This is a genomic window from Methanobacterium aggregans (assembly GCF_017874455.1).
In the GTDB taxonomy this organism is placed as follows: Archaea; Methanobacteriota; Methanobacteria; order Methanobacteriales; family Methanobacteriaceae; genus Methanobacterium_C; species Methanobacterium_C aggregans.
The window spans coordinates 149,415-171,456 of sequence record NZ_JAGGLN010000003.1 but is presented as its reverse complement, the minus strand read 5'-3'; the positions used below and the strand labels follow the sequence as shown (position 1 = coordinate 171,456).

Sequence of the window (22,042 nt, the reverse complement as noted above, 5' to 3'; positions counted from 1 at the left end):
GTTGCAGGTGGCTACAATTATCTTGTCTGGTAGATGCATTCTCTCCTTAATTTCAGTAGCTCTTTCTTTTTATTCTTAAGGTCATCAACTTCAGTGAGCAGTTCTGGTAGCGTGGCCTGTATGCACTCCACTGTTTTGTCCTGATGTATCCATTCACATTCCTGGCAGCTCCACACACCCTTGTCTTTTATCCATTTACCACCGGTGGATCCGTCTCCACAAGGATAAAATGGACAGTAACAGAATGTGCAGTTTTGAGGGTGGCTGTGGCAGGGATAATATTCACAGCTTTTATTTGGGCCAGATTGTCCTTCACCTCCAAGGTATCTGGTGTAAAATTCCTCTGCAAGTTCGTGCTGTGGATATGAAACCCTGTATCCCCTCGGAGTGATCATGTAACCCTCCTGAACGTAGGTCATTGAATTTCCAATTACAAGGGTTGTGGACATGTTTATTTCATGATTTTTAATATCTTCCAGGTTTGTTACAGTAACTACAGCACCATTATCCGTGCTCCTAATTACACCGACGGGTGTTTCAGGATCTTTCGTTTCAAGAAGGATTTTGTAGGCTTCTTCAAATGGTTGGGTTCTTGTTTTGCTCAGTGGATTGTAAATGGTTATTATGAAGTCTCCTTCTGCTGCAGCACGGACCTTCCTTTTTATTTCAGAAAGTGGTGTTAAAATATCACTCAAACTAACAACTGCAAAGTCATGGAGTGGAGCTCCAAGTAGGGATGCTGCATATGTGGCTGCTGTAACACCGGGGATAACCTCAACATCAACTCCACTGTACTTCCCAATAACTTGAAACAGAACGTTCCCCATTCCAAAAACTCCAGGGTCTCCTGAACTTATAAGGGCCACTTTTTTACCTTCCTTTGATTTCTGGATGGCCAGTTCTGCACGTTTTATCTCATCACCCATACCCTTTAAAATAACTTCCTTTCCATCAATAAGGTCTTCTATATTCTTTATATAATTTTTATAAGTTATTATGACTTCTGAATCTTTTATAGCTTTTCTGGCACGGATGCTCATGTTTTCTGGGGATGATCCAATTCCTATAACGCTGATCATGTCATTTTCACCTGTTTAAATTAATATTCTAAAAATAAAAATTTGAAAAATGGAGGGGTTTGGTTGAGGTTCTGGAAGAAAGATGGTTCATGGGCTGGTTGTGTTACCGTATAGTTTCCTTACAGATGTTATTTTAATTGTGCTAAGATCTATGGTAATGCCTTTCTTGCTTGGTTTTCCCATTGCAGTTGCTGTTATACTGTAGGTTGAACTTGGAGATATGACTATAGCACTGGTATTTCCACCGCTCGTGGTGTCTTTGTATCCTGTGGCTGTTATGTTAACGGATATAACATCATTGTTCGTGTCATCAGATGTCATGGCCACCAAACTCTTAACATCTATACTGTTAACAGCACCTGTACTGTTTAAAGTGGCTGCAACATCGTATGGATTGAGTATGGTAATGGTTGCCTGGTTGCTGAGGACGTTGGAGTTGGAACCTAAGTTGAAAAAGGAAGATATTTCTTCCAGCTGCATGTTCACGAGTTTACCCACATCAGGGGGCTGGGATGTGACTATTGTGTATGAGCTAATAAGCCCCGCCTCAAAGAATAAACCGAAGAATATTATGAATAGGATCACCTTTAAAATTCTGGACAAAAATATCACCTTTTAATTAATATAGTAAATTTGGATTAACTATTATAATTAAGATTATAAATATATTTACTAAAATTCTTATATTAAAGTTCTAACTAAGAATTTACATGGGGTTTTCATGACTGATGATATTATTCTAAAATTCGCAAACGCCGACATTCTCATAAATGATACGGCTTACCACAAAATAAGTATTCAAAAAAATTCATTTGAATTTGCAGATTCTCTATTGGATGATCTTTTAAGAAATCAGAGGGATGTTTTTATTCTAACTGAAGACATCGTTGACAAGTATCTGAAGAATAAGGGCCATGTAAGTAGCTACGGAACTGACGCAGATATCAACAGCATAGTCAATGATATCATAGTTTCTGAAAATCAGGATTCCAGTACCGCGATCAAAACCCCTCAGAGCAAGCTCCTGCCCAGTGTTCCCTTTGATTTTCATGTTATAAAGGATGCAAGTAAAAAGTCCTACACGAGTGGTGAAATAAAGGACTTTTCAGCCTACTTCAACAGCAGGTTTCAGAAGATCAAGGGGATTCTGAACAAGAAGGTGGAGTTGAAGGAAAGTTACCCCATCAAAGATCTTGTGAACATGAACGATAACGTTAAGATCATTGGGATGGTGAACGACATCAGGACCACCAAGAACAATCATAAGATAATGGAATTAGAGGATGAAACAGGTTACACCAATGTTCTCATACACAACGACAACCAGAAGCTCTTCGAAGCCACAGACAAAATAGTTAGGGACGAAGTCATTGGAATTACTGGAATCAAAAAGGGAAATCTTGTAATAGCATCAGAAGTTATACAACCAGGAGTTCCCAGGATAGAAGATAAAGAGATGGACTTTTCAACCGTGTTTATTTCTGATGTGCATATAGGAAGTTCAACCTTCCTTGAAGATGCCTTCAAAAGGTTTGTGAAATGGATGAATGGGGATTTTGGTGATGAAGAGAAGCGGGAAGTTGCCAACGATGTTAGGTACCTTGTTATAGCAGGGGATCTTGTTGATGGAATTGGTGTTTACCCCAACCAGGAGAAGGAACTCACAATAAAGGATATCTACGGTCAGTACGAAGAAGCTGCAAGGCTTTTAGGGGATATAAATGATGTTAAAATAGTAATTGCACCTGGAAACCACGATGCATGCCGTCTTGCAGAGCCCCAGCCAGCAATACCTGAAAGCTATGCAGGAGACCTTTACAAGCTCAAAAATGCAGAATTTGTAAGTAACCCATCTGTTGTGAGCCTTGAAGGTATAAATACTTTGATATACCATGGAAGAAGCTTTGACGACATGGTCATGACTGTAAATGGAATGTCACATCAGCACACCGATGTTGTGATGAAGGAACTCCTTGAAAAAAGGCACCTTGCACCGATATATGGTGAAAGAACCCCCCTTGCATCTGAATTTGAAGACCATTTGGTGATAGAGGAAATTCCAGACATATTCCACACGGGCCATGTTCACATAAACGCCTACAAACGGTACAAAGGGATCCATATAATAAATTCAGGGACATTCCAGTCACAGACTGAGTTCCAGAAGATTTACAACATTGTACCAACATGTGCTGAAGTTCCTGTGCTCAACAGAGGCAGTATGAAGATATTTAAGTTCAACTAATTTGAATTGGGTTGAATTCTGTTTTATTATTTTTAAAAATTCATTTATTTTTAAAATTCATAGGTTAGGGTTGAATATGAAATCTGTGAATCGATGATAAAGTGAAATATGATGAAAAGAAGAAATGGATGTTACAATTACTGATATTGAATTAAGAGGGGAGTTAAGATGAATAAAAAAGAAATTTCAGAAAGCATAGCTGCAGTTTCAAATTATTTATATGAAAAGGGACTTGTTCCGGGTAAATCAGGTAATATAAGCTGTAAATTCTCTGAAAATGGGGTTAAAAAGGTTGCAATCACACCAAGTGGAGTTTCACTTAAATCAGTAACTCCTGAAGAAATTGTAATTGTGGATATGGATGGAAATAAAATAGATGAGGTTATGAATCAAAATAATAAAAGGGATAAAAAGCCTTCTTCAGAGGTTTTCATGCACCTCAAGGTTTACAAAAACCGGAATGATGTGAAAAGTGTTGTTCACACCCATTCACCAATTGCAACAGGATTTGCATTTGCAGGTGTAGAAATAAAAAGACTTGAGGGTTTTGGACCCATTGAAAATACTGTCATCCCACTGGTAGACTATGCAGCTCCTGGAACAATGGATCTTGCAGAAAATGTTGCAAAGGGAATGGAAAAAGAAGATATTGTAAGTTTAAAAAACCATGGCATTGTTGCCTGTGGTGAAAATTTAGATGAGGCTGCTCTTCTCACGGAATTTGTAGAAGAGAGCGCCAAAATACAGTTTGTAACAAGTTTAATCAGTGCGAATTGACTCAAGCTCGCTTAACACGTTCCATATAAGTGTTCTTGCGTGTATAGGAATGTTTGGGTCGTTGCTTATTTCATCAAGTATGGAAATAACTGTACTTGCACGTATGGTTGGTTCATCATCATCCTTAGCTAATAAATCCCTTGATTCTTCTGCAGCTCGTCTAATATTCCTTGGAACGCTTGTATCTTCCATTATGTGCTGTAAAATTTGGTTACAACGATCAAATGCTTCTTTACTCATAGTTTAACCTCCAGGTAAAAATTGAATGTGTAATTAATTTTTAATTTATTTTTATAAATGGCTATATCCAAAACTCTTTATATTTTATGATTTAAAAAGTTTTGTTCTTAAGAGTTTATATGTGAAATGTATTAATAGGTGCAGGGTAATGAAACACGAAGTTCATTCAATATTAGTTGAAAAAAAGTTATATTGAAAATAATTATATCAATTGGAGAGTGATATTGCAACTGTAACTCCATTGAAAGCTGTTTTTTTAAATATTAAATTAGATGAGTTTCCAGCTGCAATGATCGCACAAGGTTCTGAAACCCCTGGAACCCCAAATTTTTCCATTACAAAATCAGATCTTCCACAATCTGGATGTTCAAAATTTTCTAAACTTACCTTTGGAATTATTTCAATGGGAACTCCCAGCTCAGTGGAAGCATCCAATATTCCATGTTCATAACGTTTCATATCTCCAGTTGAAAGGAGATCCAATCTTTTTAATGGCAATCCTAAGATTTTCATTGTGGATTCAAGTGCATTTATAACAGTATCCTTTGAAACGCCCTTTCTAGCCCCTACACCTGCAACAAGTTTTTTGGGGGTTAAAAAAAGTTTTTTTCCATAATATGAAACAATTATCGTTCTTGAATCATATTCAATAGAATGTTTGTTATTTGGATCTTTTGAATCCATTTCAGACTCATTTAATCTAAATTCATCCAAAATTTTTGAATGTTCCCCTGAATCAGTGGAATGAACTATGTAAGAATTTTCAACTTCAGTTTCATGGGATAAAAAGTCAAATTCTTTGTTTAAGAATATTTCCACAGACTCTCCTTTAATAAGAGCCGCGTTTATAGGTTTTATCTTTGAAGGATCATCCACATAAAGATGATAACGGTTTGCAAGACTATCTATACCTAATTTATTGTTAACATCTGTTGCAGTTGTTACAACAGGATCTGCATGGATTAAATCAGCTAATTTAGTTGTGAAATCATTCCCACCCCCAAAATGGCCAGAAAGCAGACTTATAATATGTTTTCCATTTTCATCAATGACAAGAACTGCAGGGTCTTCCATCTTGTTTTTTATAAGGCCGCAAATACTTCGAACCATTATTCCAGTGGCCATTATACCAATAAGACAGTCATAGGTATTAAAAATATTTTTCAAAGTTTTTTTAACATTTTTATGGAAAATGTCCACCTTAATTATAGTTGGATCAAGCTCAAGCTCATGAGAAATGATTTCTGCAAGTTCATAAGCTTTTGGGGTGACTGTGAGTATTGCTACTTTCATTGGAACACCTTTATTATTTTATAGATTAATTTAATTGTAGGAGAATATTTAACTTACTTAAAAATTTTAAAACTTCAGATAATGAGTTTGATTAAAAGTGTGAAGCTTCCAAATATAATTGAAGCAAATATTATGAAGAGAAGTGTGGTTAACTTCGTCAGCACAATTGCTTCGTCTATTTTTTCAGGAATCAATGGGTTTAAATCATCTCCAAGTTCATATGAACCTATTTTTTTAAGTTTTATTCCTAAAGCCCCTGCAGCTGCTGCCATGGAGTATCCTGAGTTAGGGCTGGGAGTTTTTCTCGCATCCCTCCTCATGATCCTGTACGAGTTTTTCCAATCAAACCTTAAGAGTAAGGCTGCAAGTGTAACAAGAATTCCTGTAATTCTTGCAGGTAAATAATTCAATAAATCATCAAATTTTGCAGGAAACCATCCTATATAGATGTTTTCAGGATTTTTATAGCCAATCATAGCGTCAAGTGTGTTCACAACCCTGTAGGCAATTCCGCCCAGAACTCCGAAAAGGAAGGTGTAAAATAGAGGTGAAACAATTGAATCAGTTATATTTTCTGTTAAGGTTTCAATAACAGCTGAAACAATGTTTTCCTCTGAAAGTTGAGAAGTATCCCTACTCACAAGGTATGAAATAGATTTTCGGGCCTTGTTTAGATCTTGATTTAGATCAGATTTTACACTTGCAGCCGAGCTCAGAAGAAGTTTTATTGAAAAGGTTGTTGAAATAAGAATTGATGAAATAATTATTAATAAGGAGTAATTGAAGCTTGAAAGGTATAAAATAAGGATAAATATCCCTGAAAATAGTATGATCAAAGAAATTGTGAAAAGTGAACCAAAAAATTTGTTATCAAATACAGGGTACGTTTCCTTAAAATTTTTAAAATAATCTATGAATTTACCCATTAAAACAACGGGATGAATTTTAGAGGGTAATTCCCCAAATAGTACATCTATCACAAGTGCAATCAAAATGATTAGAATTAATGATGTTGGATCCATAAAAAAACCTTTTTAATATTTGTATGATCATTAAACTTTGTTTTTAGAATAGGAGACTATGGGAGTGTTGATTTTGAATTGATTTAATGGTCAATATATAGTTGGCACCTTAAAAAAAGTATTGATAGATTGTGTTGTGGATTTCAAATAAAATTGTGTTCAAATAGGAGTTATGATTTAAGTTTACAGGTTAAGGTTCATTTTTTGGTAACCTATGGAACTGGCTTTAAAAAATTTTTAAAAAATAAAAAAAAAGTTTAGATTAAGTTTATTTTGGATAAAAAATTCAGAAACTAAAAAAAGATCTACTTTGGAAATAATTCTTAAATTGGATTTATATTGAAATTATAAATTTAAATAAATTCATTTTTATACTTAAAATCATTTAGAGATTGATTTCAAGTGTAACAATAAATCTTAAGCCATATCTCAGGATCAAAAAGAGTATGGTTTCAAGTGTAACAATAAATCTTAAGCCATATCTCAGGATCAAAAAGAGTATGGTTTCAAGTGTAACAAGATATTTTTTTTGATATTTTCAGTGAATGAGAGATGTATTTCAAGTGTAAAAATTTTAAAATCAATAACACTGAAAATAAAAGGGGATTGAGAGGTCAATTTCAAGTGTAAAAAAAAAGTTAAAGTGAAAAATCATTTTTTTCAATGTAAGTGAGGTACATTTCAAGTGTAACTTTAATTTTAAAATAAAAAATATGGATAATTTAATAAAAAAGAGGTCAATTTCAAGTGTAACTTTTTTTTATTTTAAAAAAAGATGGATGTGTAATTTAAATGACTAGTTTAAAATAGTCTTAAAAACTTTATTTTTTAAAATAAAAAGAGTATTATGGTTTTTTATCTTTTTTTCTTTTGATTTTTTAGAAACTTTTTAATGAATTTTGAATTTGATTTATTAAGTTATCTTCTATATTTAATAGTTAAGTTTATATATAGTTAGATACAGTATAAAGTTTCAGTATAATAATTATAAAATAAAAATATAATATAAAAAAAAATCTAAAAATAAATTTTTGGTTGAATAAAATCATTTATAATATATTACAGTTAAATCAGGATTTTCAATTCAATGGGACATTTTTTTAGGTACTATGATATTTTTTCCTGCTCATTAGCTAGTTATTTTTTTATTTAAATTGAATTTCATCCATATAATCCATTTTTTATTTATATTTCAACCAATAATAATACGAAAACTATAAAAATCATTGTAACTCAATAATATTTTACACTTGAAATACATCTCTCACAAACTAATACGATACATTTCAATGATCTTTACACTTGAAATGCACCTCTCAGCCACTGAAAAATTATGGTTACAACATGATTTACAGTTGAAATGCACCTCTCTGTAGGATGAATAACATGATCCTTGAATGAATTTACACTTGAAATACATCACCCCATTTCATTCAAATTTTATCATATTTTTTCTGATCCTTCAATTAAAAGCATATTCATGCTTTTAATAAGAGTTTTCAATTATAAAACAAGTAAACCTGAACGTTTCATTGTTTGTGACGGCTAAAACTTTATCAATCTCCAATTAAATTTTTTTATAAACAGGACTGTGTGATATTCATGAATATTTTTGAAGAATTAGGTGAAAAGAAAACGATTTTTAAATGCAAAAAATTTCTTGATCATAGATTTTTGCCTGATAAATTACCCCACAGGGAAGAACAAATAAAATCAGTTGCGAAATACTGGGTGGAAGCTTTAGGAAATGTAACTCCTCCAGATGTTACCATCTACGGTAAAACTGGAACTGGAAAAACTGCAGTTGCAAAATTCGCTCGAAAGCAACTTGAAGAAATTTCAAAAAACAAAAATGTTAACGTGAGGGTTGAATACATTCGATGCACAGATTACACAACTGAATATCAAGTTATTGCCAGACTATGTCAACAGATGGGACATGATGTTCCATACAGAGGCTGGACTAAAGCCGAAGTTATTAATGCATTCAGAAATCTTTTTAAAAAGAACGTTTTTGGCAAGGATCTTATATTAATCATAATCCTCGATGAAATTGATATCCTCCTTAAAAATGATGGTGATGGTCTTCTTTACACTTTAACAAGGACTGAAAATGTTTCAATTGCATCAATAAGTAACTTCGTTGATTTTAAACAGTTCATAAAACCAAGGGTTAGGAGCAGCCTGAGGGACCGTGAAATTGTTTTCCCACCTTACAATGCACAGCAGCTTGTGGATATATTAAATGAAAGATCACAGCTTTCCTTTAAAGAAAATGTTCTTCATGAAGATGTTATACCTCTCTGTGCAGCTCTTGCAGCTAAGGAGGAGGGTGATGCAAGGTACGCACTGGATCTTCTCAGAACTTCAGGAGAACTTGCAGATGAAAAAGGCTCTGAAACTGTTCTTGAAAGCTATGTAAGGGAAGCAAAAGACCATATTGAACATAACAAAGTTACTGATATTGTAATGACCCTCCCAAGTCAACAACAAAAGGTTTTAGAATCCATAATTTACCTAACCAAAAGAAAAGAAGAAATAACATCCGGAAGACTCTATGATGTTTACAAGGAAATATCTAAGGGTGATTCAGTTTCTTACAGACGTATATTTGATTTTATAAATGAATTGGAAATGCTTGGCCTCATATCAACTAAAACAATCTCAAGGGGTCGTGGAAAGGGAAGAACCAACATCATAGATCTTCAATGTGAAATGTCCCTCCTTGAAGATGCAATATGGAGCTAAGATCAAAATTCAAAAGGAAGGATCACATAAGCTTCATCCTTCTTCATTTTCTTTTATAATTCAATGAATCCTTTTTTAACAAGTCTTTTTTAAAAAATTATTTTAAATTATTCTAAAAATATTCTAAAAAATTTAATCAACCAAAAAAAAATTAAGGATTTAAATTTAAAATTTCAATGAAACCTCATTTTTTAAGTAGAAGCTATTGAAATCAGAATCTATTGAACTCTAAAAAAAGACTAAAAATAAAAAAATAAAAAATTCAAAATATTTTATTCTTCAAAAATTATTCAATTGAACTGATTTATACTTCCTAACTTTGACACTTTTAAGGATCAAATTTCTTTCAATTAAATCAAAAGTTTCCTAAAGGATCCTATAAGTATTAACTTAAAAACCCTTTATCATTGTTTCAAGGATGGCCATACGCACAGGTACTCCATAAAATGCCTGTTGGAAGTACTTTCCATATACACTATCATCAACATCATGAGATATTTCATCGATCCTTGGGAGTGGATGCATGACTATGGTTTCTGTTCCTTCAAGAAGATTTAAATCTATCATATAAGCTCCTTTAATTCGGGAGTACTCTTCAGGGTCTGGGAATCTTTCTTTCTGTATCCTTGTAACATAAAGAACATCTGATTTATTAAGAACATCTTTAATATCATCCGTTTCCTTAATTGAAACTCCTGTTTTGCTCAAATCATGAAGTATTCCCTTTGGCATTCTAAGTTCTGGAGGGGAAACAAAGTTCATATTCACTCCAAACATTGCAAGTGCATAAACAAGCGAATGGACCGTTCTACCATATTTAAGGTCTCCTATGAGTGAAACATTCAGATCTTCTATTTTTCCAAGCACCCTCTTCATGGTGTAAAGATCCAAAAGAGTTTGGCTTGGATGCTGTCCTGCACCGTCTCCAGCATTTATAACTGGTACATCCACAAGATCTGAAACGTACCTGGCTGTACCTTCCATGTTATGTCTTATAACAATTGCATCAACATACTCTGAGACTATTTTAACAGTATCATTCAGATTTTCTCCTTTAGTAGCTGAACTCACACCCGCCTCTGCAAATCCCACGGTACTTCCACCTAATCTTTTCATGGAAGTTTCAAATGAAAGCCTGGTTCTTGTTGATGGTTCATAAAATAGCATTCCAAGTATTTTCCCTGCAAGAACATTGGAAGGTTTCTTTGACCTTGCAATGGGTTCCATTTTTTCTGCTAACTTAAGGATGTACTCAACATCTTCTATACTGAAATCTCTTATTGAAATGATATTTTCCTGATCGAAGCCCATATAAACACCATTTATCATCCTATTTCCATTCATTATCCCTTTTAATTTTTCATTCACCTTTTTCAAATTCACTTTCAATCTTTGGATCAATTTCTATTTAAATTGATTTTCAAGCAACTAAAAAAAGCAGGGAATAAAGTTCTTAACGAAGTTTAAGAAAAATTCAATCACAACTTTCTTCCAAAGGTTAAATAACCTGTATGTCCTGCCATACGAGTTTTTGGTCTGGTTCCCTTAGCTTTAACTTCTATTTCCCTTACAATACATTCTAAAACCTTTACATCTGAAAATCCAACTTTTTTAAGGATTCTGCTGAAGGTTTGGAACTGTTCCATGTAGGGGGTGTAAGCTGCAATGTGTCCCCCATTTTTAAGGGATTCCATGGCGTAATCTGCAACGTCCCATGGTTTGGGCAGATCCAAAAACACGAGATCCAGGCTATCTTCTGAAATACCTTCTGTAACATCTGCACATTTAACTTCAAGGTTTTTGAATCCAAATCCTTCCACGTTACGTTTCGCAATTTCTGCAAAATCTTCACGCACCTCATAGCTTGTCACGTTACCTTCAGGCCCCACAACATTGGCGAAGTGCATTGCAGTGGCTCCAGCCCCAGTACCTGCATCAACAACTTTACATCCGTTCCCCAGTCCGGTGAATGCCACAACCATTCCAATATCCTTTTGAAGGATTATTGAACACTTCCTTTCCATCATATCAATGTAATCATTTATATTTGGTTCCATAACTTTGAATTCTTTTCCAAGATGTGTTTTTAAAACATCACCAGCTTTACTTGAAATTATATCCTCTTCTTTAATGACTCCGAAGTCTGTGTGGAACTCCTTATCACCAACCATGTACTTTTTATCCCTTTCATCAACCAGAATACGCAAAAAATCACTCCACTCTCTTATAAACTCATGATAATTCAATTACTTGGATATGCCTTCAATTTTGTTTTAATTAGTTCAAGATAATTGATTTTATATTTATTGTTACAATATTCTTTTAATCATATTTTAAATAATTTATATTATTGTTTAATTTTATTTCAATTAAAATTTAAAATAAATAATAATTTAACCAATTTTAAGCAGTATCTTCTAGGATTTCAATCTTCCTTCTTCACACTGATGCGGCTTTGATTTTTAAGGTAAACCTTCCTTCCATCAATTGTTTTGAACCCTGAACCAACCACTGAAACTATTCCTTTAGCAATTTTATCCCCAATACCATCAACCTTTTTGAGTTCATCTTCTCCAGCATTTACAATACTTTTAACAGTTTTAAATTCTTCAAGAAGCTTTCTTGCAGTTACTGGACCCACATTTGGCAGGGATTCAACTATATAAAGCTGCTGCTCCCATGTTGTCAGAGGTTTTTTTTCAGTTCTTATCTGCACGGCCTTTTTTTCACGGCTCTGCTCCCTCAATGCGATTCGTGTTATCATGGCCGCAGTATCTGCCTCAGAACGTGTTGGTATTATTGGAATTCCAAAGTCCACTGCTATGGATGCAAGGGCACCTCTCACAGCATTTGGATGCACAAATCCAGAGTAAAGGTTGTCCCCCTCAATGATCATCAAGGGTTTTTTGAAGTTTTCAACCAGTTCTTTTGCCTGTTTATGGAGTCTTTTATCCATAATAGAACTTATAAAATCTTTTACAGTTTTTCTTTCAATTGCAACATCATCACTGACCTGATAATCTGCAACTGCAAGACCTTTAACCCTTATTTTAACATCTAACCCATCAAGTTCCCTTAAAACAGAAGAATTACCTTCTCTAGAATCTGCATAAATAACAGGTCTGAAAATATTGTCTTCCCTATCACTTTCTTTTGTATCCATTGTTTCAGGATCATTTCCTTCTTGTGTCTGATTCAAAACCTTTTTTGTCTGATCTAAACTCTTTGATGAATCCTTTGATTCAGAATGTTCAATTTCATCCTTAAATTCAGCAGCTTTGGATTCTTTGAAAGTTCCAACAAAATTATCTTTCATTTCTTTGAAGGACACATCATCATTTCTGTAACTCGTTGAGAGCTGTTTCTTCATCTTCTTTTCCTTGTTGATGCTGGACCAGTAGTAAGATTCATCCCGTGTCCCCTTGGTTATGAGGATGATCATTTTTCCTTTGTTCTTTCGACCAGTTCTTCCACGGCGCTGTATCATTCTTATCTCTGAAGGAACTGGCTCGTATAGTACAACCAGATCAACCGATGGAATGTCTATACCCTCCTCAGCAACACTGGTAGATATCAGAACATCGTAAACGCCCTTTTTGAAGTCCTTTATTATTTCCTTCTGCTTTTTTTGGGTTAAACCCTTTTCAGTATCTCTGGATGCCTGTCCAAAGAATTTAACCGCATTTATGTTATTTTCAAGACATTTATCGTATATGTTGTTCACAGTGTCCCTGAACTGGCTGAAAACTATGATCTTTGAATCAGGATTTTTAAGCTCCTTTTCAAGTATTTTAATCAATTTTTCAAGTTTCGGATGTTCTATGTCTTCCTGAAATGCTTTTTCTGTAAGTTCCATTGCAGTGTAAAATTCAGGATCATTCATGAGGCTTTTTGCGGCCTTGGTTTTTTTCTTCTTGAAACGCCTGAAGTAACTGTGCAACGTGCTTACACCCTGGGTTTCAAGCAGTTCAACGGAATGAAGAATGTTTATAACAGCTGTTAAAAGAGAAACTGCAAGGAAACATTTTTTAGGAGGTCTAGCACTACTCCCTATTCTCCTCTGGGCCTTTCCCTGTGCAATGAGAACCTCTCGCTTACTGACGTTGGATATTGACCTTAATATCCCCATTCGTTTCAGGGTTTTCAAACGAGCCTTGAGGGCATTATCCATATGGGATTTTATTTCCTTTAATTCAGGTTTTAAATCCACTTTAATCCATTTAACTTCTACAGGATTGAAGTAGGGTTCAACATCAGTATCTTCTTCAGTTTTAATTACAACGTCCTTTATAAACAGATTTTCACAGACTTCTTTTATCTTTTCATTGTTCCATCCCGGAGAAGCTGTAAGTCCAAGGCTGAGCTTATTTTCACCCTCCTTACTGTACTTATCTGCCAAGTAAACGTATGAATAGGAACCCACACCACGATGACATTCATCAAAAACAAGGAGTGAAACATCCTTTAAAGAATACCTTCCAGATATAACATCAGATTCAACTGTTTGGGGAGTTGCACAAATTATCTGAGAAGCATTCCATCGTTTAATTCTTTCTTTAGGGTTTACAGCCCCTGTTAGTGATGCTGAAGGCGCCTTCAGAAATTCTTTGAAGCTCTCCTCATGCTGGATAACCAGGGGTTTTGAAGGTGCCAGCAGCAGAACCTTGGACTCTGGAAACTTTTTAAGCCGTTCTGCAGCAACCAGTGCAGCAACGATAGTTTTTCCAAGGGCTGTAGGGGCCACGATCATACTGTTGCCCTTTTTAAGTACACCTGCAGCCAGAACCTGCTGGTACAGCCTTGCCTCAATTTTACCCGGCTTTATCAGGGAGTGTTGGATCCACCTCCCAGATTCCTTTGATGGGTGGGACTTATTGTTATGTATCTGTTTGGCCATTTTATTACCTAATAAATGATTTGAATGCTTTTTTGAATTATTAATTATTAATTTATATCACTTATATATCATATTTTGAATTAGCCAGAAGAAGATATGGGCTTTAAATATTAAAATCGAGGTTCAAATAATTTCAAACCCCTACTTATTTTTATTATAAATATTAAATCACTCAATATTCTCATTTTGTGATTTAACTTTTTTTCCTGCTTTTTGAATTTCTTTCTCAACATCTTCAGTTCTTTTTATATTAAAAATTTGGAACTTCGACAAAAAATCATCTAGCCCATATAGATCCAGATTATATCTCTTAAATACTTCTTTAAAAACATATCCAACTAATTTTGACTCTTTAAATTGAAATTTCAACAGTACATAAAACAGTTCATACCTCATAAATAATGCCCATAAATAAATAAAAGGCAATAATAAAATTGTTAAAATTGCGGGTAAAATATAAGTAATTAACGTATTTATATTTATAAAATCATTAGGATGTACGAATAAACTGTTTATGGAAAATATAACTAAATAAGCAACAATAATTAACAAAATTATATTTAAAAAGGTTTCAGCACGTTTATATTTTTTATCAGTCTTAGAAACGGTTATTAAAAGTATTAAAAATAATAAAAAAACTTGTAATATTAGCTCAACAAGTATAGGAAGAGTATAAAAATTAATTAAAAAGCCAAAAATGGTTATTAATTTAACATATTCAACCGCTTTAGTTTTAAAAAAATTTTTATCCTCTCTGACTTTATTTGATGTGAAAAATAAAGGAATCGCGACGATAAAAAACCAAAAAATCACGTCTTTAACATGATTCATATTCAAAAACCCTATATTATATAATATAAATAAAATTAAAGATATATACAAAATCATTCCTATAAAAGGAACTAAAATTTTAATAGAAGAAAAAAATATCCTTACTACATCAAGCAATGATTTTCTTACTTTCTTAATAGAAGATATCACTATTAAAAATACAATACCTATTATCATGAGTGCCATTTCCCTAGTGTTCAGAGAATTAATAAAGGAATTCATAGATTCTATTAACAAATTCATTGCAATCCTCTACTTCTTCTAATTTTAGTCAACTCATGAATCATAATATCATATTCCTAACTAAGGATAATAAAAATATTTCTTGTCTTAAAAATTTTTAATTCAATAGCAACTTAATAAGAACAATATTCCATTAAAACTATTTATTTATTATTTAAACTTAAAAAAAGATTTCAAAATGATTTAATTTCAGATATTATCCTTAAATTGTATCTAAGTTTAAATCAAATGGGTTTAAAGTGATGATTAATGGTTATATTTTTTTAATCAATCACTATTTAAAACGCGAAGTCCATTACCCCATCAAATACAAGCTTGGCTTCTCCTTCCATGAATGCTTTGAGTTTTCCATCCACTTCCTGGACAAGTATTAAAAGGTCTCCACCTGGAAGATGGACAAGAACTTCTTCATCGAGTTTTCCGAGTTTGTAACCTATAAGTGCACAGGAGGTTGCTCCGGTACCGCAGGCGTAGGTGAATCCAGCACCTCTCTCCCAGGTTAACATTTCTATTTCGTTCCTGTTTATTATTTTAACGAAATGAACGTTGGTTCGCTGTGGAAATGCATCATGATTTTCTATTATTGGCCCTACAAAGTCCAGGTCCACACCTTCAACATCCTCAGTGAATATGACTGCATGGGGGTTTCCAACACTCACAGCACTCATCTTCATCTTTTCTCCAGCAACGTTAAGTTCCTGTTCCAGAAATTCACCAGTTTCACTTACACCCTGTTTCATGGGTATTTCATCGGCGTTGAAATTTGCAAATCCCATATCCACAGTTGATGATACAACCTGACAGTTCCTGACGTTTAAATCAACTTCTTTAAGGCCGCCAAGGGTTTCAACCATCATGCTTTCTTCGGTAACTATTCCATTTTCGAAAACAAATTTTACAAAACACCGGATTCCATTTCCACACATTTCAGCTTCGCTTCCATCTGCATTGAATATTCTGAAACGTATATCTGCCTCTTCAACTGTTGCAGGGGCAACGAATATAACTCCATCTGCTCCAACTGAAAATCCTCGTCTGCATACCTCTTCAACGAAGGCAGGCTTCTTGTATTCTGGGATTATTTCCTCTTTTGATTCGTCCACTACAACGTAGTCGTTTCCAAGTCCGTGCATCTTTGAAAATATTATTAATTTATCGTTTTCCATGTTATCATCAATCTGTATTTCATTTATCATTTAAGAAGCCTCACTGGAACGTTTTGTTTGGTAAATAGATCTGCGAATGTTTCCCTTTCCCTAATAACTTCAGATTCTCCATCATTCACAAGCACCTCTGCAGGCCTTGGTCTGCTGTTGTACTGGGAAGACATTGAGAATGCGTAGGCACCTGCATTTAATATTGCAAGTACATCACCCTCTTCAATTTCAGGCATTGGTCTGTCCCTTGCAAACAAGTCTCCAGATTCACACACGTCCCCTGCAATATCTATCTTCTGAGTTGCCTCTGCATAGGGTTTGTCTGCAACAACGATGTGGTGATAAGAATCATACATTGTGGGTCTGAGAAGTGTGTTAAAACCAGCATCAACACCTGCAAATTTCCTGTAACTCTGTTTTATACTGTTTACTCTGGTTAGAAGTATTGAAGAATCTCCAACTATGTAACGGCCAGGTTCTATGCACATGGTTGGTTTTCCAAGGCCGTACTCCTTTAATTTGTCCTTGAAGAGGTCTGTTATCTTCTCTGCGAAGACGTTTATATTGAGTTTACTCTCCTCTGGAGTGTATGGTATTCCTATACCTCCTCCAAAGTCTATGAAATCAAATTCAACACCTGCACCTTCATGAACCCTTCCAGCAACATCCATGAGAGTTCTGACAGCCAGCATGAATGGTTCAGGGTCGAGTATTCCTGAGCCTATGTGGCTGTGTATACCAACAGGTTTGAAACCCATATCCTGAGCCATTTTGTAGACATCTACAGCTTCTTCTTCCATGATTCCAAATTTACTCAGGGGTCCTCCAGTTATACAGTGGTCGTGGTGTCCAGCACCCACCATTGGATTCACCCTGAAGGATATTTCAAGTCCCTCAGAACCTGGAAGCTTTGAAAGTCGTTTCAGCTGTGAAATGGAGTCAACATTTAACCTGACTCCAGAGGATAGTGCAAATTCAAGTTCTTCATCTGTAACGTTGTTTCCAGTGTAAAGAATTCTTGAAGGGTCAAATCCTGCAAGAAGTGAAGTGTAGATCTCTCCAGGAGACACTGCATCTATTCCGCTTCCTTCTTCCTCAAGGATCTTCATGACTGCAAGGTTCGTGTTTGCCTTGCAGGCGTAGTACATCTTAAAATCTTCATAGTATTGTGAAAAAGCTCCGTAAAGCCTTCTGTAGTTTTCACGTATTTTATTCTCGTCTATAACGTAAAGCGGGGTTTTATACCTCTGGGCAAGTTCCAATGCATCCTCCTTGCCTATGCTTAAATTTCCTTTTTCATTAGTTTCCAAATCAAAGTTCATCTGCTGTCCTCCAAAAAAATGAGAAAATGAAGTTAACATTAAATTTCTGTTGTTGGTGTTATAAAAGTTTTTATAATTAAGAAACACGTTAAAAGTAATACTTAAATGTATATTAAAATTATTAAATATAAACTGTTCCCAGAAAACAGAATTTAAAACTCCAATTATTCTTTTTAATACTTAAATTATTTGTTAATTAAATTCAAATTAATTATTTCAAAAATTCATACTTTTAAATGTCTTAAAATTTTTTTATTCAATAAACAGTCTCCTTGAAGATGATTTTGAAGCAAGTTCCATTATCATTTTTGACTTCCATTTTTCCTTCTATCTGTTCCACAAGACTGTTTATAAGCTTTATTCCGAGACTATCTGAATTTTTATAGTTGAAATTCTCAGGTATTCCATTACCATTGTCTTCAACATTGAGAACAAATTTATCCTCTTCCCTATGGAAGTGAATGCTTATGTATCCCTTTTTATTCCCTATAAAAGCATACTTAAGGGAATTTGATATTATTTCGTTGACTATGATCCCCAAAGGAACTGCCACGTCCACGTCCAGGAATTCATTGTCCACATCTACATTTAATTTCACATTTCCATTGTTCAATGAGTAGGTTCTAAACAGTTCAGATGCAAGATCACCTATATAATTACCAAAATCAATGCTTTTAAGGTTATCTGATTTGTAAAGTCTTTCATGTATGAGGGCCATGGATCTTGCTCTGTTCTGACTTTCCTTGAACATGCTTTTTGTTTCATCATCTTGTATGTAACGTGACTGCAGGCTGAGAAGGCTTGATATAACAGTTAAATTGTTTTTAACCCTGTGATGTATCTCCTTCATGAGCATTTCTTTTTCATCAAGGGCTTTTTCCTTGGCTTTTATTTCATTCTCAAGTTTCTCTGTTTGCCTCATGTCCTGGGCAACGATTAATCGGCCTCTAATTTCATATTCGTCCCTGATAACTGAAAAATACATTTTAACCGGAATTTTTTCATTCCTCAAGGTTAGGTAATTCAAATCCATCTCAATGTACTGTTTTTCAGGAGCATTCTCATGGATCATATCAACTATTTTCCTTTCAACAGGTTTTATATGCTCTTTCGGAAGTAAAACAGTCCATTTTGTCCCTATAATTTCTTTTTTAGTGTATCCAAGAATCCTTTCAGCCTGCTCATTTATATTCACTATTTCTCCCCTTCTGTTGAGGAAGATGATCATATCTGTTGTTCTGGAAATTATTTCATCCACAGCTATATCTGGGGTCATTTGCAGGAATTTGTACCTGGAAATAGCGTATCCAATTCCTGTAAATGCTATTAAAGCGATGATCTGACCAATTGAAGGAAGAACAAAGATGTTTATGAATGGCAGAACAGCGTTCACAATGTAACCTGGAATGAATGCTACTATGGCAGTTAGAACAATTATTTTTCCCTGTTTCTTTTCTCTGGGACTTTCCGACCTTCTTCCCCATAACCATATGAGGAGGTAGGATAACACAGGCAGGACTGTGAAGTAAACCATGTATGAACTGTACCACCAGCTGGTTGCAATGTCTATCCATTGGGAATTTATCCACACAAGCCCGGGTCCTGTGAATGAACCTGTAACTGTCTCGTAGATGAAGAATATTGCAGGCACGTAGAGAAGGATGTAGTGGTACCATTTTTTGAATATTTTATCATTTCTGGTGAGTATGAGTGCTATTTGAAGCAGTCCCGCAGGGTATGCACACCTTCCAAATGCCGAGAGCTTGTACCAGAACCATGCAGATGCTTGATCCGGGGCAGAATAGAAAAAAGTGTATGCGAATGCCCAGATAGCGAATATAACTGATAAAATAAAAACTGAACGGTTTAGTTTAGATTCAGGGCTGAGTTTTAATATGTAGATGCCTATAGAAAGGTAAATAGCAAATATAAGGAAAGAAATCAGGGATAAAATGTTGGGATACATATTTTCAGTGTTTCTCCATAATCAATGTGTATATGTTGAGGTTGGATGTTTCAGCATAAAAATATTTATGGAAATTTACCCTTGACCTTGATCATGGCCCAAGTAGAAACCTTGACATTGTATTGAAAGGATAGGAACAGATCTATTTAATCTGGATGGGCCAATCATATTAGAAGGTCTATAAATAGGTATATGATTATATTGAAGTTAGAAGGTGTCGTAGAAATTGATTTTTAATGGAAATTTCCTTTATAAAATCCCTAGAGCACAAAAAAATATGTTAAAAATTTTTAAAAGCTTTTTTAATTCAAATTATAATTTAAAAAACAGGATTCATATTTTTCACAGTACCATAACCACTTGGATTCAATGCGCTGTTTTTTGACTTCATCAACTGGGAGTAACCGTAGAAAAGTATATAAACAATGCCACAAAAATATATTAATGTTAAAAATATAATGACGATAATTTTTAATTTGGTTTTTTTCAGATGATGTGACTACTTAGACAATTTGAAATAAAATTGGATCTACTTTGAAAGTTTGGTTTATTTTTTGGCAGTTGATCCAGATTTAAACTGCTATTTAACATTAACACTACTTTCAACCGTGGATTTAATAAATAACAGATTAATTTGAATTTAAAACTCTTTTTTGGGTTAATTCATGGTTTATTTATTCGTTGTTTCAAATTTGAGGTGTAATTTTGGAAGATCCCCATATCAATAAATGGCAGATCTTAATAGCAATATCAATAGGCGCTGTAATGGTGCCAATGAACGCAAGTATAATTAACGTTTCACTCCCAACCATCGCAACTTTTTTCAATGCGAGTATAACAACAGCAGAATGGGTTTTAACAGCTTATCTTATCACCCTATTAAGTATGGTGCTCTTTTTTGGTAGGCTTGGTGACTTTGTAGGACATGAACGGCTTTATCTGGCAGGACTTGTTGGTTTCATAGTATCCTCAATTCTCTGCAGTATGTCTCCTTCAATCATGTCTTTAGAAATATTCCGGGCTATACAAGGATTTTCAGCAGCCATGATGCTTTCAGTTTCCATGGGAATAGTAAAAAGGGCATTCCCAAAACATCAGCTAGGAAAGGCAATGGGCATGTACTCTGTGGCTGTAGCAGTGGGACTGGCTTTGGGTCCGGCAATTGGGGGGATAATTGGCGAAACATTCGGATGGAGGTTTATCTTCCTTGTAAATGTCCCATTAGGCATCATGAGTTTTATTATCTGCTACAAGGTTCTTGTTAGGGGGGCACGTCGTGCTGTTAAATGGGATATTCCAGGAACGTTACTGCAATTTGCATGCTTGTTCTCGCTTGTTTACTTTTTGAACTACATAGAAAATGGATTGGATACTACAGCACTCCTAATTGCAGGTTTCAGCTTCACAACCCTGGTACTCTTTATATGGAATGAACTCCATGCCAAAAATCCTATGCTGAACCTGAAAATCTTTAAAAATAGAACTTTTTCAGCCTTTGACGTGAGTTTGCACTTTAATTACATCTGTATGTACATGCTGCTTTTTGTAATGCCTTTCTATTTGCAGAAAGTACTTCACCTGAATGCAAACCTCACAGGGCTGGTTTTAACAGCATCTCCCCTTATAATGATGTTCCTGGCCCCTGTAAGTGGGGCACTCTCAGATAAATGGGGGTCACGGCGCCCAGCATTACTTGGGTCAGTCATATCTGCATTTGCACTTTTATCAATGACACAGCTCCAAACCACATCAACGGCTCTGGACGTATTTTTGAGGCTGGCCCTTCTTGGAGTGGGTACAGCCCTGTTCCAGGCACCAACAAATCGGGCGCTCATGGCATCAACCCCACCCAAAGAAAGTGGAGTTGCATCAAGTATCATAGTTACAACCAGAAATCTTGGAATGGTTTTTGCAGTCTGCTTCGGAGGTATACTTCTCAACACTGCCATATCACCAGATGTTCTTCAACAGGGTCATCTTTTCAGCACAGCAGCCCAAAACTTAACCACAGGAATGCACAGAGTTGTGCTTTTTGGAGCAGTTTTAAGTATATTAATGGCATTTTTGGCATTTATTGGGCTTTTAAAGAGGACTGTAGTTATGGAAGAAACTGAAAGAGTGGTAAAAAAGCAAAAAAAAATAATTCAAAAACAAGTTGCCAAACAGGCCCATCATATCTCCATAGTGCTCCATAAATAAGTCCATGAATCCTTAAAATTTTT

At 34.8% G+C, this 22,042-nt stretch carries 16 protein-coding genes; 4 read left to right on the top strand and 12 right to left on the bottom strand.

The features are described 5' to 3' along the window. Positions 1-17: 17 nt before the first annotated feature. On the bottom strand, positions 18-1,079 hold the full coding sequence (cobJ, locus tag J2756_RS05915; RefSeq protein ID WP_209583577.1) for a precorrin-3B C(17)-methyltransferase: 1,062 nt from the start codon (positions 1,077-1,079) through the stop codon (positions 18-20). A gap of 87 nt (positions 1,080-1,166) precedes the next feature. Next, the gene (locus J2756_RS05910) at positions 1,167-1,682 is read right to left on the bottom strand and encodes a hypothetical protein (protein ID WP_209583575.1); all 516 of its coding nucleotides are present in this window, start codon (positions 1,680-1,682) and stop codon (positions 1,167-1,169) included. Positions 1,683-1,800: 118 nt separating this feature from the next. On the opposite strand from J2756_RS05910, the gene J2756_RS05905 reads away from it, so the two are divergent. Together J2756_RS05905 and J2756_RS05900 are read left to right on the top strand one after the other, a co-directional pair. Further along, positions 1,801-3,324 (top strand): DNA-directed DNA polymerase II small subunit, encoded by a 1,524-nt coding sequence (locus tag J2756_RS05905; protein ID WP_209583573.1) that lies wholly within the window; start codon positions 1,801-1,803, stop codon positions 3,322-3,324. A 168-nt stretch (positions 3,325-3,492) separates the two neighbouring features. After that, positions 3,493-4,101, top strand: a complete 609-nt coding sequence (locus tag J2756_RS05900; RefSeq protein WP_209583571.1) for a class II aldolase/adducin family protein — start codon at positions 3,493-3,495, stop codon at positions 4,099-4,101. On the opposite strand, the gene J2756_RS05895 is transcribed toward J2756_RS05900, so the two are convergent. The 3 genes from J2756_RS05895 to J2756_RS05885 all read right to left on the bottom strand — a co-directional run bounded on the left by J2756_RS05895 (position 4,084) and on the right by J2756_RS05885 (position 6,656). Then, positions 4,084-4,341, bottom strand: coding sequence for a UPF0147 family protein (locus J2756_RS05895; protein ID WP_071907886.1), 258 nt, complete (start codon positions 4,339-4,341; stop codon positions 4,084-4,086). The genes J2756_RS05900 and J2756_RS05895 overlap by 18 nt on opposite strands. A gap of 207 nt (positions 4,342-4,548) precedes the next feature. Beyond that, positions 4,549-5,634, bottom strand: a complete 1,086-nt coding sequence (locus J2756_RS05890) for a cobalt-precorrin 5A hydrolase (RefSeq protein WP_209583569.1) — start codon at positions 5,632-5,634, stop codon at positions 4,549-4,551. Positions 5,635-5,708: 74 nt separating this feature from the next. Then, on the bottom strand, positions 5,709-6,656 hold the full coding sequence (locus J2756_RS05885) for a cobalamin biosynthesis protein (protein WP_209583567.1): 948 nt from the start codon (positions 6,654-6,656) through the stop codon (positions 5,709-5,711). Positions 6,657-8,258: 1,602 nt separating this feature from the next. On the opposite strand from J2756_RS05885, the gene J2756_RS05880 reads away from it, so the two are divergent. Further along, a complete protein-coding gene (locus J2756_RS05880) occupies positions 8,259-9,404 on the top strand; it encodes an orc1/cdc6 family replication initiation protein (RefSeq protein WP_209583565.1) in 1,146 nt (381 codons plus the stop codon). A gap of 390 nt (positions 9,405-9,794) precedes the next feature. Here the strand turns inward: J2756_RS05880 and pyrB are convergent, their stop codons facing one another. The 7 genes from pyrB to J2756_RS05845 all read right to left on the bottom strand — a co-directional run bounded on the left by pyrB (position 9,795) and on the right by J2756_RS05845 (position 19,820). Beyond that, positions 9,795-10,715, bottom strand: coding sequence for an aspartate carbamoyltransferase (gene pyrB / locus J2756_RS05875; RefSeq protein WP_209583563.1), 921 nt, complete (start codon positions 10,713-10,715; stop codon positions 9,795-9,797). 167 nt (positions 10,716-10,882) lie between these two features. Further along, on the bottom strand, positions 10,883-11,611 hold the full coding sequence (locus tag J2756_RS05870) for a tRNA (adenine-N1)-methyltransferase (RefSeq protein ID WP_209583553.1): 729 nt from the start codon (positions 11,609-11,611) through the stop codon (positions 10,883-10,885). Between the two features lie 218 nt (positions 11,612-11,829). Next, a complete protein-coding gene (locus J2756_RS05865; RefSeq protein ID WP_209583550.1) occupies positions 11,830-14,301 on the bottom strand; it encodes a DEAD/DEAH box helicase in 2,472 nt (823 codons plus the stop codon). A gap of 168 nt (positions 14,302-14,469) precedes the next feature. Continuing rightward, positions 14,470-15,318: a hypothetical protein gene (locus J2756_RS05860; RefSeq protein WP_209583548.1), complete on the bottom strand. Its 849-nt coding sequence runs from the start codon at positions 15,316-15,318 to the stop codon at positions 14,470-14,472. Between the two features lie 335 nt (positions 15,319-15,653). Further along, positions 15,654-16,541, bottom strand: coding sequence for a diaminopimelate epimerase (gene dapF / locus J2756_RS05855; RefSeq protein WP_209583545.1), 888 nt, complete (start codon positions 16,539-16,541; stop codon positions 15,654-15,656). Positions 16,542-16,567: 26 nt separating this feature from the next. Beyond that, positions 16,568-17,854, bottom strand: coding sequence for a diaminopimelate decarboxylase (lysA, locus tag J2756_RS05850; RefSeq protein ID WP_209583537.1), 1,287 nt, complete (start codon positions 17,852-17,854; stop codon positions 16,568-16,570). 256 nt (positions 17,855-18,110) lie between these two features. Continuing rightward, positions 18,111-19,820, bottom strand: a complete 1,710-nt coding sequence (locus tag J2756_RS05845) for a sensor histidine kinase (protein ID WP_209583536.1) — start codon at positions 19,818-19,820, stop codon at positions 18,111-18,113. 705 nt (positions 19,821-20,525) lie between these two features. Between J2756_RS05845 and J2756_RS05840 the strand changes: the two genes are divergently transcribed. Then, a complete protein-coding gene (locus J2756_RS05840; RefSeq protein WP_209583535.1) occupies positions 20,526-22,019 on the top strand; it encodes an MFS transporter in 1,494 nt (497 codons plus the stop codon). Positions 22,020-22,042 lie beyond the last annotated feature (23 nt).

Coding starts and splice junctions, on each gene's coding strand:
- cobJ (WP_209583577.1), bottom strand. CDS start 1,079: ATGATCAGCGTTATAGGAATTGGATCATCCCCAGAAAACATGAGCATC.
- J2756_RS05905 (WP_209583573.1), top strand. CDS start 1,801: ATGACTGATGATATTATTCTAAAATTCGCAAACGCCGACATTCTCATA.
- J2756_RS05900 (WP_209583571.1), top strand. CDS start 3,493: ATGAATAAAAAAGAAATTTCAGAAAGCATAGCTGCAGTTTCAAATTAT.
- J2756_RS05895 (WP_071907886.1), bottom strand. CDS start 4,341: ATGAGTAAAGAAGCATTTGATCGTTGTAACCAAATTTTACAGCACATA.
- J2756_RS05890 (WP_209583569.1), bottom strand. CDS start 5,634: ATGAAAGTAGCAATACTCACAGTCACCCCAAAAGCTTATGAACTTGCA.
- J2756_RS05885 (WP_209583567.1), bottom strand. CDS start 6,656: ATGGATCCAACATCATTAATTCTAATCATTTTGATTGCACTTGTGATA.
- J2756_RS05880 (WP_209583565.1), top strand. CDS start 8,259: ATGAATATTTTTGAAGAATTAGGTGAAAAGAAAACGATTTTTAAATGC.
- pyrB (WP_209583563.1), bottom strand. CDS start 10,715: ATGGGCTTCGATCAGGAAAATATCATTTCAATAAGAGATTTCAGTATA.
- J2756_RS05865 (WP_209583550.1), bottom strand. CDS start 14,301: ATGGCCAAACAGATACATAACAATAAGTCCCACCCATCAAAGGAATCT.
- J2756_RS05860 (WP_209583548.1), bottom strand. CDS start 15,318: ATGGCACTCATGATAATAGGTATTGTATTTTTAATAGTGATATCTTCT.
- dapF (WP_209583545.1), bottom strand. CDS start 16,541: ATGGAAAACGATAAATTAATAATATTTTCAAAGATGCACGGACTTGGA.
- lysA (WP_209583537.1), bottom strand. CDS start 17,854: ATGAACTTTGATTTGGAAACTAATGAAAAAGGAAATTTAAGCATAGGC.
- J2756_RS05845 (WP_209583536.1), bottom strand. CDS start 19,820: ATGTATCCCAACATTTTATCCCTGATTTCTTTCCTTATATTTGCTATT.